Here is a 12,564-nt window from a genome sequence, read left to right on the forward strand (position 1 = left end):
TTTGAAAATTACGAAATGTTCCAGTCACAGAGAGTCTTTTCGCCATTTTTGAACGCGCAACAATAATAAAAAAGATGCATCGCAGCATGGCATAAATTTAAAAAAATGAAAAAAATATTTTTGATTCTCGGTTTAGCCCTTTCTATTTCAGCTTCGAAAGCTCAAATGCTGGGTAAAAACCAAGTTAATTCCAGAGCCGATAGCCTTAGAGGTACATTAACGCCGTTGCGCACCTGTTACGATATCAATTATTACCATTTAGATGTTAAAATAGATTTGGAACAAAGGGCAGTTAACGGAAGCAATGAATTTGCTTTTACAGCAACTCAGGATTTCAAAAAACTTCAATTTGATTTATTCTCGAAATTAAAAATTGAAAAAGTAGTTTACAAGGGAAACGAATTGACCGTTAGCAGAGAATATAATGCTGTTTTCATCACTTTTCCGAAGACAATAAAAAAAGGGACTAAAGATAGATTCACGGTTTTTTATTCAGGGAATCCAACTGTGGCTCGAAATGCACCATGGGATGGCGGCTTAATCTTTAAAAAAGATTCTGCCGGAAATCCGTTCGTATCGGTAGCGTGCCAGGGTTTGGGCGCCAGTGTTTGGTGGCCAAATAAAGATCATCAAAGTGATGAAGTAGACAGCATGCTTATTAGCATCAGCGTACCGAAAGAATTACAGGAGATATCGAATGGTAGATTAAGAAGCATTGTTGATAAACCAGGCGGATATAAACAACACAATTGGTTTGTAAGTAACCCGATTAATAACTACGACGTAACCTTTTACATTGGAAAATATGCACATTGGACAGATAGCTACGGCGGAGAAAATGGAAAGTTAAGCTTAGATTTTTGGGCACTACAGGTGGATAGTGCGAAAGCCCGACCACATTGGGATGCTGACGTAAAACCGATGATTAAGTGTTTCGAGTACTGGTTCGGGCCTTATCCATGGTATAAAGATGGGTATAAGCTTGTGCAGGCACCACATTTGGGCATGGAGCATCAAAGCGCTGTAGCATACGGAAATCAGTTTAAAAAAGGTTACTTAGGAAGGGACTTAAGCGGGACAGGATATGGCTTGAAATGGGATTTTATTACGGTACACGAAAGCGGACATGAGTGGTTTGGAAACAGTATTACGGCAAAAGATATTGCCGATATGTGGATACACGAAGGCTTTACAAATTATTCTGAAGTGTTGTTTACAGAATGTACAGAAAGCAAGGCGGCAGCAAATGAGTATGCAATCGGGCTTCAAAAAACTATTAGAAATGATGTTCCGATAATTGGACCATATGGCGTAAACAAAGAAGGCTCCGGAGATATGTACCCAAAAGGGGCTAATTTAATCCACACCATCCGCCAGTTAATTAATAATGACGAGAGATTTAGAGCAATTCTACGAGGCTTAAGCAAAACTTTTTACCATAAAACGGTAACAACAGATGAGATAGAGCGGTACATTTCGACGAAAAGCGGAATAAAGCTAAATAAGGTTTTTGACCAATATCTGCGTTACACCAAAATTCCGGTTTTGGAATATAAAATCAACAATGGATTGCTAAGTTATCGTTGGGTATGCGATGTAAAAGAATTCGATATGCCTGTTAGGGTTACTTTAAAAGAAGGCGCATATAGTTTAATTAAGCCCACAAACAATTGGAAAACAATTAAACTTGGTTCAACCATTAATGCTGACAATTTTAAAAACGACCCACTATTCTACATCTCCATCAAAAAAAGTTCCGATTAGTCCGTTTCAACAAAAAGTTAACCTACATGCAACTTATTGAGAAAATCGTCGTCTTATATTAAAAATCCCTAATTAACCATGCCTTGGCTGGCAACAGCAAAGGTTTAATTTCTAGAATGATGAAAAAAATATTTTCAATTTTACTTGCGGCCGTTTTATTCAGCTCAAGTTTCAGCGCAATAGCTACTGAACCAATAAAAGTTAGTGCTTCAAAACTTTCAGGTGATGACAGAGATGTTAAAAATTTTTCCGGCGTGGCCGCTGGAGGACCAATTAATGTTGTTATTACGCTTGGAAATACTGAAAGTTGCCGGTTCGAGGGTGATGCGGATGCGATTTCTACCTTGATAACAGAAGTTAAAGGCAATGTGCTGATTATTCGTCCGCAAAACAGCTGGACGAGCTGGGAACACAAATATGAAAACAAAAAAATTACAGCTTACGTTACTGCAAAAACACTAAACAGCTTAACCATGAGTGGTTCTGGTAACATGAGTGTAAAAGGTAGAGTTACTGCAAAAACATTATCATCTGCACTAAGTGGCTCAGGAACTATAACTGTTTCTGCCAATGTAGATGACTTTAATGGCGTAATTAGCGGCTCTGGAAAATTGAATATCGATGGCTCTGCAGACGATGCCAAAGTTGTAATTAGCGGCTCTGGAAATTTTGGAGGAAAAAACTTTACAGTTGAAGATCTTTCGACAACTTTAAGCGGTTCTGGAACGATTGAAATCAAGGCAGATAAAAGCATTAAAGCGGTAATAAGCGGTTCGGGCAATGTAAATTATTCGGGCAACGCGACCGTAGAAAAAACAGTAATTGGTTCTGGAAGAATTAGAAAAATCTAATTGAAGGACAATTTTAGCTTAAAAAAGCCCTGAAAATTTCAGGGCTTTTTTTTAACCTGAATTTTCGAATTGCATTCGAATCGTTATCTTTATTTTAGAACAAAAAAATTTGTTTAATGCTAATACCAATTTTAACATCTCTTTTTACACGAGACCTTAAAAAACTGAAAGGCGAGCTTGAACTATATCACCAGGAATCTAACATCTGGAAGATTGAGCATACCATTGCTAATTCGGCCGGTAATCTGTGCCTTCATTTAATTGGGAATTTAAACCTGTACATTGGCGCTACTATCGGTGGCACAGATTATGTTAGAAACAGGCCCTTAGAATTTTCTTTAAAGGATATTAAACGCGACGAACTCCTTCAACGTATTGACCAAACGATCGTTGTTATTGGCCAATCACTCGGTAATCTAAGCGAAGCAGAACTTATAAACGAATATCCGCTGTTAGTACTTGAAGAAAAAACCTCGACTGAGTTTTTCCTTGTTCACCTAAGCACCCACCTCGCCTATCACCTCGGGCAGATTAACTACCACCGCAGGTTGCTGGATGCTTAACTGAGAAGCTAAAAGTGAACGCCTACAGTCCACATATTTTCGAGGTAGTTTATTTTCTGACTGGCTTTATCATACTCATCCCAACCGGTTGTGTGCACATTTGTTAAGTTAGTTGCGCCAACTTTAGTGGTATTCTGAAGATAAATATTTTTCCAAACATAGAATTTCAACCCGATTTTAGCAGAAACCCCATATCCAGAAATATTCCAATGGTTGTTTCTACCTAAGCCGAAAAGGCGAACATCAGAACGGGGCACCATTAAACCACCACCTAAGCCGGTTTCTAGTGTTAACGAAGTATTTCCCCCCGGGGCAACCCAGATGTCATCATAACGTTCAACCTCAATATTTGCATAATTGAAGCCATCAGTATGTTCATAAGTTAACATACTCTCTTTTACATTTATGGTTTGGCCATTGTAATCTCCTGCCAAGGAACCTGTTGGTACATTTTCTGGTGTAATTTTGGCGCCGATATGGCCGGTAACAGAAACCGATTGTGGTATATCCATTACGTACTTCATATGGTCCCAACCGATTGAAATGCTATAATTATCTTTGATGAAATAGCCGAAACGGATGTTATACTGAGGAACTGTTATTAAGCCCGGGTTTAAGTAATTCCAGCTCAATTTCGATTGCCTGTCGTGTGCTACAACGTCTTTTAAAGTGAAATCGTAATTTGGTCCCTGAAATCTGATATCGCTTTTACCATACCATGAATTGTTGTAACCCCAGTGAAAATAGAAATCACCTTTTCGCGAATCTTTTCTTTTATGTTCGGGATTAAATAAACTTTTTGAAGTTGGTGCAACATTTTTTGATGATGTTTCAACTTCCTGAGCTTGCATCCGCTTGCCGAACAGGAGCGCCAAAAATAATATAGAAAATCTTTTCACGCGGCAAATTGAGCGAAAAGCAACAACTATTACAAGCCCTTTAACACTTTGTAATTAATCTGCTACAAAAAATGACTTTGAGTCATTAAAACCAGATTAAAACCTTGTATAAACAGCTAGTTGAATGATGTTATTATTTGTATGATTGGAGGTGTTTTTTACCGCCTGATTCATATATCCGGCCTCGACATCAAACTTTTTAGAAAAACGATAGCCCGCGGCCAGGTATAACCGATTTTGATCGAATACACTATTGTTGATTTTTTCCTTATTCTGAATATTCAGGAAAACCTCATTCTGGAGTGCCACAAACGGCCCCTTTGTAAAACCTGTTTCAGCTTTGACCAAAGGTTGAATAAACCGGAAAAAATATCGGAAACGCTGGGCGAAAACATCTTCGTTAGGCCGCTCGATGAACCGCTGCTCTACTCGAAATCTGTGGGTTGCAAGTATCGAGCTTAGTTTATGGGTATAAATGTACTGCTCAAAAATACGATGTTCGTGCATAACGTTATTGGAGCTGCCTATTAACTGGTTCTGCGTTGTCTGCCACAAATAGCCCAACGCAACATTGTTTTTATCGTTAATAAAATACTGAACTGCAGGGCGTACCAAAGTGTTTCGAACAGATTTCCAGTCATCAGAAGAACGAACTTGTAGGTCGAATTGCAAGCCCCACTTTTTATTAAACTTCGTGTTGTTTAAAAACATAAACCAACCAGAATTTTGGTATTGGGTTTGTGCAGAAAGTTTCCCTAATGCCATGAAACTAATCATCGCCAAAAATAGTAGTCTTCTCATAATAAAGATAATCCGGTTTACCTTAGCCAGTAGCAGGCGGGCATTTTGCTGCTAAATTAATAGAAATTGGTTAATGCTGAAACACAAAATTAAATTATTGTTAAATATAAAAGAACAGTTTTATCTATCTACGAAATGATAAATTGATTTTCTTTTAGTGGTAAAGAATTAAAAATTTATCTTCGTTGAGGATTTAGCTCAGAAAATGCTTTTTACAACGAGTTGATTTCAAATTGTAAACGTAAAATAAGAACAAAATGATTATTGAACCGAGAATGAGGGGCTTTATTTGTTTAACTGCTCACCCTGATGGCTGCGCTCAGAACGTAAAGAACCAAATTGAATATGTAAAATCTAAAGGCGCTATCAACGGGCCAAAAAAGGTATTGGTTATCGGAGCGTCAACCGGTTTCGGCTTGGCATCTCGTATTGCCGCTGCTTTTGGTTCTGATGCCGCTACAATCGGTGTATTTTTTGAAAAAGCGCCATCGGCTGGTAAAACGGCTTCTCCTGGCTGGTACAATAGTGCAGCTTTCGAAAAAGAGGCTCATGCAGCGGGCCTGTATGCGAAAAGTATTAACGGCGATGCTTTTTCGAAAGAGATTAAGGCAAAAACAATAGAACTTATTAAAGCGGATTTGGGTCAGGTAGATTTGGTGATTTACAGCTTGGCTTCGCCAGTTAGAAAACACCCTGACACTGAAGTTTTGCACCGTTCTACGTTAAAGCCAATTGGCGGAACCTATACAAACAAAACGGTAGACTTCCACACCGGAAATGTTACCGAAATTTCAATTGAACCAGCTACTGAAGATGATATTGCAAACACTGTAGCTGTGATGGGCGGCGAAGATTGGGCAATGTGGATTGATGCTTTACAGGCTGAAAATTTGTTGGCCAAAGGCGCTAAAACCGTTGCTTATTCGTACATCGGCCCTGCACTAACCGAGCCTGTATACCGAAAAGGAACAATTGGTCGTGCAAAAGATGATTTAGAAGCTACCGCCTTTACCATTGCCGATAGCCTTAAAGATATCAAGGGAAGCGCTTATGTTTCCGTAAATAAAGCTTTGGTTACACAAGCCAGTTCTGCAATTCCGGTTATTCCGTTGTACATTTCGTTATTGTACAAAATAATGAAAGAGGAAGGAATCCACGAGGGTACAATTGAGCAAATTCAGCGTTTGTACGCAGAAAGATTGTACACCGGAAACGACGTTCCTGTTGATGAAAAAGGAAGAATAAGAATCGATGATTTAGAGATGCGTGATGATGTGCAGGCAAAAGTTGCAAAGCTTTGGGAGGAGGCAACTACTGAAACTTTACCGGCGATAGGTGATTTACCTGGCTACAGATCTGATTTTCTAAGTCTTTTCGGTTTTGAAGTTGAGAAAGTCGACTATCAGAAAGAGGCGAATGAGGTTGTAGAAATTGAAGGACTAGTAGAATAATATTTTTATTGAATTTGTCGGAATGCTTAAAAACGGTGTTCCGACAATTTCATTATATAACATTTATGAATTTCGATTTACAACCAACTTTATCGAATGATTTGATTAAAGTGGTTCCGTTAAAGGCCGGGGATTTTGAAAAACTTTATGCCGTAGCTTCCGATCCACTAATTTGGGAACAACACCCAAATAAAGATCGTTACAAACGCGAAGTTTTCGAAAATTTCTTCAAAGGCGCCATAGAATCGAAAGGTGCTTTTATTGTTTATGACATTGCAACCGGGAATGTAGTTGGCAGTTCGAGGTATTACGAGGTAGATGAAGAGCATGGTTCGGTAGCAGTGGGCTACACTTTTATTGGCCGTAATTATTGGGGCAAAGGACATAATGCCTCGTTAAAAAAATTAATGTTGGATTATGCTTTCCAGTTTGTAGAGCGTATAATTTTCCACATTGGCGCCACCAATTTTCGTTCGCAAAAAGCAACAGAAAAACTTGGCGCAAAAAAAATTGGCGAGCAAGAAATCGCCTATTATGGTGAATCAGTCAAATGGAATTTTGTCTATCAAATTGATAAATCAGACTGGATGCAACACCTGCAATTATCCACTAACAAATAATCAAAGATTATTATTTGCTTTATAAAAACACACCAAACACGAAACCCAGTTCTGTGTAAATCTGTGCTTCCGCGGCAAAATTAAAAAACCTGCATCAGTTTCAATATCAGCCACAGAAACACAAAAGACACAGAAAACTAAACCCAATTCTGTGTAAATCTGTGGCAAAATTAAAAAACCTGCCAGTTTCAATATCAGCCACAGAAACACAAAAGACACAGAAAAAACGAAACCCAGTTCTGTGTAAATCTGTGCTTCCGTCGCAAAATTAAAAAACCTGCATCAGTTTCAATACCAGCCACAGAAACACAGAAGACACAGAAAAACGAAACCCAATTCTGTGTAAATCGTACTTCCGTGGCAAAATTAAAAAACCTACACCATTTTAATATCAGCCACAGAAACACAAAAACGAATTGAAATCCGTGGGAATGCTTTCTCTGCGGCTAAAAAAACATCAGCCTACAACGCTTGTCGGAATAAAATCGTGTTTTCGTTTTAGTATTGTTATCTTTGGATAATTCTCCATTTCCTCTCATCTTTCTAAAAACAAAAACAATTAAATAAATATGGCTAAATCTCAGGCAACATACAGTAAAAAAGAGAACGAAAAAAAACGATTAAAAAAACAAAAAGACAAACAAGAGAAAAAAGAAGAACGTCAGGCGAATGCTAAAAAAGGCTTAGCGCTTGAAGACATGATGGCTTACGTTGATGAAAACGGGAACATCTCTTCTACTCCACCAGATCCGAAAAAGAAGAAAGTTATCAATACCGAAGACATTCAAATTGGTATCTCCAGACAAGAGGATATTATTGATGAAAATCCTGTTAAAAAAGGAACAGTTACCTTCTTCAACGATAGTAAAGGTTACGGTTTCATAAAAAACACTGAAACTCAGGATAGCATTTTTGTTCACGCTAATGGTTGCGTAACTCAAATTAAAGAAGGCGATAAAGTTACTTTCGAGGTAGAAATGGGTCAAAAAGGACCAACTGCTGTTAAGGTTTCTAAAGTTTAATTCTAATTCTCGGAACCCAGAACTGGGTAAAAAATTCTGCAGAAATTTCTGCTGCGCAAGGTTTTATAATCATTTATATTTCCTTCTATTTAAGCATAAAACCTAGCGCATATTTTTCTTTTCTCGATCAAAAATAGGCTGAAAATCAGGTTTCAGCAATCTTCGGTTATTTTAGTCCCGCCATACGCTTTACTTCGTGCTCGCTTCTGTCGGATTTAAATGGCCAGGATAAAATCTCCTTTAAGCGACTAAATGCGTAATAACCCCCAAAACTGAAATAAAATTATTTTATCTAAATTTATTTCGGTAACAAGCATGCTCTAAAATTCACAGCCATCTCAAAACGCTGTTAATAAACCTCATAGCAATCGTAACCGCTATTTTCTATTTCGTGGATGATTAAATAACCAGGCTTATTTTTCCGGTTACGACTAACCCAAACTTATAAAAAACAATAGATTTCAAAATCCCGGTGTGGAATTTGTATCATTCTTACATCATTAAAGCACACACAAAGAAAATTTGAATATGAAAAAGTTAATCGCAATTGCACTCGTTGCATTTTTAGGCCTCTCATCTGCAATGGCTCAGCAGGCAGATTTACGTAGAAAAATTAACGTTAGCGGCTCTGCCGAAACCGAGGTTACGCCAGATATTATTTACATCAGCATTTCGTTGAAGGAATATTTAAACGGGAAAAAGAAAGTTGAAATCACCGACCTGGAAAAACAACTGTATGCTGCTGTACAAAAAGCAGGAATCTCGAAAGAAAATTTGACAATAAGCAATTTAAGCAGCTGGAATTACGCAACTGAGAAAAAGAAAAATCCCGATTTCTTAGCGAGTAAACAATATCGTTTAAAAGTAAGCGATTTAAATAAATTTAACTCGATAATAGACGAGATTGATGCCAAGGGGATTGCAGGCACAAATATCGAAAGCTACGACTATTCAAAAATTGAAACGTTAAAGAAAGACTTAAAGATTAAAGCGCTATTAAATGCAAAAGAGAAGGCAACGTACATGCTTACCGCTCTAGGCGACAAATTGGGTAACGTAATCGAAATAATGGATGGTGGTGATAACATAATACAACCTGTTTACAGAAACTACATGATGAAAGCAAGCATGGCTGAATCTGCAGATGCAGCGCCTGAAATTGACTTCAAAAAAATAAAGTTAAACTTTACAATTAATGCTGTTTTCGAAATCAAATAAATTATTTAACATTTAATTACCCGCACTTTGAAACCTACCAGAACATTTTGGTAGGTTTTTTGTTACGTACACATCGAAACACTAAAAAAATAAATATTATGAAAAAATTCATTTACACTTTAGCCCTTATTTTCTCTTTAGGAATTAGTTTTAATTCAGTTCAGGCTGCTGAAAAGGCAAAAAACCCAACGGAATTAACTGCTGAACAATCTTTGAAGTTAGAAAAAATTAAAACCCGTGTTGAAGAAATCAGAGACATGGACAAATCTAACCTAACTAAAACTGAACGTAAAGCTTTACGTAATGAATTAAGAGAGTTAAAGGGTCAGGCTCGTGCAGTTTCTGGTGGCGTTTACTTATCAGTTGGTGCAATTATCATCATCATTTTATTATTGATTTTGATCTTATAATCAGACACAATTACATCTATCATATAAAATAAAAAAAGCTTTGCATAACTGCAAAGCTTTTTTTATTTGAATCAATTTATTATCTCAGTGCGGAATTGTAGACCAGCTGCCTATCTTAATCAATAATGTCAAAACCGGTGTATTTTACCAAAGCTTCAGGAATTTTTATTCCGTTTTCAGTTTGATAATTTTCCAGAATTGACGCCACAATTCGAGGTAATGCCAAAGCACTTCCATTTAACGAATGCGCCAATTGTGCTTTACCCTCTTTTCCTTTAAAGCGCAATTTTAACCGGTTCGCCTGATACGTTTCAAAGTTTGAAACTGAAGAAACCTCCAGCCAACGTTCCTGTGCTGCGCTCCAAACTTCCATATCGTATGTCATCGCCGATGTGAAACCCATATCGCCACCGCAAAGTCTCAAAACACGATAATGCAAGCCTAATTCCTGTAGCAAAGATTGAACATAAGTGCTCATTTCTTCCAGCGTTTCGTAAGATTTATCGGGATGCGTAATCTGCACAACCTCTACCTTATCAAACTGATGTAAACGATTTAAACCACGTACATGTGCGCCGTATGAGCCCGCCTCTCTGCGAAAACAAGGTGTGTAAGCCGTGTTTTTAATCGGCAAATCTTCTTCCTTAATAATAACATCGCGGTATAAATTAGTTACCGGAACTTCCGCAGTAGGTATCAGGTACAAATCATCAACAGTAGAATGATACATTTGGCCTTCCTTATCGGGTAGCTGCCCGGTGCCGAAGCCAGAGGCGGCGTTAACCAGGTGCGGAACCTGCATTTCTTTATAGCCTGCGGCAGTAGCATGATCTAAAAAGAAATTTATCAAAGCACGTTGTAATCTGGCACCTTTTCCTTTATAAACAGGAAAACCTGCGCCAGTTATCTTAACACCCAACTCAAAATCGATAATGTCATATTTCGCCGCCAGTTCCCAATGTGGCAAGGCTTTATCTGGCAATTCTGCAGGAGCACCGTGGAGGTAAACCACCTCGTTCTCTTCAGCAGTTGAGCCTTTTGCCACTAAATTATTCGGAAGGTTTGGCAACTGAACAACAGCATTAAACTGCGCCGTTTCAAGTTCATTTAATTTTTCAGTAAGCATTTTAATACTTTCTTTATGTGTTGCCGTTTTAACTTTAATTGCCTCAGCTTCATCCTTTTTACCGGTGCGCATCAAATCGCCAATCTGTTTGGCTGCTGCATTTGCCTCTGCGGAAACGTTGTCTAAAGAAGTTTGGGTAGAACGACGCTCTTCATCTATCTTGATGATTTCATCTACCAACTCTGGTTGTTTAAAGTTGCGTACACTTAAACGTTCTAAAACTTTCTCTCTATTTTCGCGGATATAATTAACTTGCAGCATTATTTAATTTTTTTCAAAGATAAGATTGAATTACGAATTACGGGTTACGATTTTAGATTTTATTGAAATGCTCAAATCGTAGTTGCTAAATCTAAAAAAAACAAATGAGCAAACTATTTCTCGTACCTACGCCTATAGGCAATTTAGAAGACATGACTTTTCGGGCTATCCGGATTTTGAAGGAATGCGATTTAATTCTTGCTGAAGATACCCGTACGAGTGCTCCGATGCTAAAACATTTTGGTATCGATAAACGCGTTTTCTCACATCACCAGCACAACGAACACAAAGCCACATCAGAAATTATTAGATTTTTACAGGAAGGGCAAAAAATTGCTTTGATTTCTGATGCCGGAACACCCGCAATTTCCGACCCCGGCTTTTTTCTGGTTCGCGAAGCGATAAAAAATAATATACCTGTAGAGTGTTTGCCCGGCGCAACAGCATTTGTTCCGGCGCTGGTTAATTCGGGTTTACCTGCAGAATCCTTTTGTTTCGAAGGTTTTCTACCAGTTAAAAAAGGGCGGCAAACTAAATTTAAAAAACTTGCCGAAGAAGAGCGTACCATTATACTTTACGAAAGTCCGCACCGTTTATTGAAGACATTGGAGGAATTTGCGCAATATTTAGGCGCAGACAGGCAAGCTTCGGTGAGCCGCGAACTCACAAAAATGTTCGAAGAAACCGTCCGGGGAACGCTGGTAGAAATAAAATCACATTTCGAAAACAATACTTTAAAAGGAGAATTTGTAATTTGCATTGCAGGGAAACCAGCAATTAAAAGTAAAAGCAAGTATAATGATGTTGATGAGTAGCCATTCTTAATAACATCGTTATACAGAAATAATAAACGATATACCAGTTTACCAAAGGAGGTAGCAAGCTATCTCAAAGAAAAAATTAAACATTATGATTAGTATAGATAGATTTTTAAGTGATGAGCAAGACCCAAAGGCTGTTGAAAAGGTTATTGGAAAATTAAACGACCTTTTAACCAGCGGCGAGGAAATTTTGTACCTCGGTGTACAGAAAAAACCCGCCGTAAACTTATTGCCGGATAGCATTGCCATTACCAACAAACGCATTTTTTACTGCGAGCCTGGCAACCTTGGCCTAACCATGAATTTCAAAGATATTTCATGGAAAAGTGTAAAAGAAGTTTCTTTTAAAGAAGAATTTTTTGGCTCTAAATTTATCTGCGTGCCGCAGCATGGAGAAAACATTGTAACAGAATTTATTCCAAAAATTCAGGCAAGGAAGTTACATCAGGCCGCAAACCAGCAGCTGGAAGCTTACAAGGAGTTACTACACCAACAAAAGCTTGAAGAAAACAGGGCAATGGCATCAACTCTAAATCCTTCACCACAGCCCGTTGCCGATTTCCCTATTGTAGAAAAAGAAATTGCTGAACCTGAGCCAATTCAAATTGCAGAGGTTGTGGAAGAGCCTGAAGATGAGACGACATTGAAATTGCGCAAACTAAAAACTTTGTACGATAAGCATTTGATTACCCAGGAAGAATATGAGGCAAAAAAAGCTGCAATTTTAGATAGTTTTTAATATCGACTTGCTGTGTTG

The 12,564-nt window shown here is 38.0% G+C and carries 13 protein-coding genes; 10 read left to right on the plus strand and 3 right to left on the minus strand.

Annotated features, from left to right (window positions below; all coding sequences use genetic code 11):
* Positions 1–105 precede the first annotated feature (105 nt).
* The 3 genes from ASG14_RS15210 to ASG14_RS15220 all read left to right on the plus strand — a co-directional run bounded on the left by ASG14_RS15210 (position 106) and on the right by ASG14_RS15220 (position 3,178).
* Positions 106–1,764: a M1 family metallopeptidase gene (locus ASG14_RS15210; protein ID WP_056871927.1), complete on the plus strand. Its 1,659-nt coding sequence runs from the start codon at positions 106–108 to the stop codon at positions 1,762–1,764.
* A gap of 116 nt (positions 1,765–1,880) precedes the next feature.
* Positions 1,881–2,615, plus strand: coding sequence for a head GIN domain-containing protein (locus tag ASG14_RS15215; protein WP_235528601.1), 735 nt, complete (start codon positions 1,881–1,883; stop codon positions 2,613–2,615).
* Positions 2,616–2,731: 116 nt separating this feature from the next.
* Positions 2,732–3,178 (plus strand): DUF1572 family protein, encoded by a 447-nt coding sequence (locus ASG14_RS15220; protein WP_056871928.1) that lies wholly within the window; start codon positions 2,732–2,734, stop codon positions 3,176–3,178.
* Positions 3,179–3,186: 8 nt separating this feature from the next.
* Here ASG14_RS15220 and ASG14_RS15225 read toward each other — a convergent pair whose 3' ends face one another.
* Positions 3,187–4,077 carry a hypothetical protein gene (locus ASG14_RS15225; RefSeq protein WP_235528602.1) on the minus strand — a complete coding sequence of 297 codons (891 nt, stop codon included), beginning with the start codon at positions 4,075–4,077 and terminating at the stop codon, positions 3,187–3,189.
* A 96-nt stretch (positions 4,078–4,173) separates the two neighbouring features.
* Positions 4,174–4,878 carry a DUF2490 domain-containing protein gene (locus ASG14_RS15230; protein ID WP_056871930.1) on the minus strand — a complete coding sequence of 235 codons (705 nt, stop codon included), beginning with the start codon at positions 4,876–4,878 and terminating at the stop codon, positions 4,174–4,176.
* A gap of 257 nt (positions 4,879–5,135) precedes the next feature.
* Here ASG14_RS15230 and fabV point away from each other — a divergent pair, with 257 nt between their 5' ends.
* The 5 genes from fabV (at position 5,136) to ASG14_RS15260 (ending at position 9,599) form a co-directional block, all read left to right on the plus strand.
* Entirely contained in the window at positions 5,136–6,329 is a 1,194-nt protein-coding gene (gene fabV, locus ASG14_RS15235; RefSeq protein WP_056871931.1) for an enoyl-ACP reductase FabV, read from the plus strand.
* 65 nt (positions 6,330–6,394) lie between these two features.
* Positions 6,395–6,949, plus strand: coding sequence for a GNAT family N-acetyltransferase (locus tag ASG14_RS15240; RefSeq protein WP_056871932.1), 555 nt, complete (start codon positions 6,395–6,397; stop codon positions 6,947–6,949).
* 569 nt (positions 6,950–7,518) lie between these two features.
* Positions 7,519–7,971 (plus strand): cold-shock protein, encoded by a 453-nt coding sequence (locus ASG14_RS15250; RefSeq protein WP_010601333.1) that lies wholly within the window; start codon positions 7,519–7,521, stop codon positions 7,969–7,971.
* A gap of 528 nt (positions 7,972–8,499) precedes the next feature.
* On the plus strand, positions 8,500–9,189 hold the full coding sequence (locus ASG14_RS15255) for an SIMPL domain-containing protein (RefSeq protein WP_056871934.1): 690 nt from the start codon (positions 8,500–8,502) through the stop codon (positions 9,187–9,189).
* A gap of 98 nt (positions 9,190–9,287) precedes the next feature.
* Positions 9,288–9,599, plus strand: coding sequence for a hypothetical protein (locus ASG14_RS15260; RefSeq protein ID WP_056871935.1), 312 nt, complete (start codon positions 9,288–9,290; stop codon positions 9,597–9,599).
* Between the two features lie 115 nt (positions 9,600–9,714).
* On the opposite strand, the gene serS is transcribed toward ASG14_RS15260, so the two are convergent.
* Entirely contained in the window at positions 9,715–10,986 is a 1,272-nt protein-coding gene (serS, locus tag ASG14_RS15265) for a serine--tRNA ligase (protein WP_056871936.1), read from the minus strand.
* Between the two features lie 104 nt (positions 10,987–11,090).
* On the opposite strand from serS, the gene rsmI reads away from it, so the two are divergent.
* Together rsmI and ASG14_RS15275 are read left to right on the plus strand one after the other, a co-directional pair.
* Complete coding sequence (gene rsmI / locus ASG14_RS15270) at positions 11,091–11,801, plus strand: 16S rRNA (cytidine(1402)-2'-O)-methyltransferase (protein WP_056871937.1); 711 nt, start codon at positions 11,091–11,093, stop codon at positions 11,799–11,801.
* Positions 11,802–11,895: 94 nt separating this feature from the next.
* Entirely contained in the window at positions 11,896–12,546 is a 651-nt protein-coding gene (locus ASG14_RS15275; RefSeq protein ID WP_056871938.1) for a PH domain-containing protein, read from the plus strand.
* Positions 12,547–12,564 lie beyond the last annotated feature (18 nt).

Origin of the sequence: Pedobacter sp. Leaf194 (assembly GCF_001423945.1) — a bacterium.
Classification (GTDB): Bacteria; Bacteroidota; Bacteroidia; order Sphingobacteriales; family Sphingobacteriaceae; genus Pedobacter.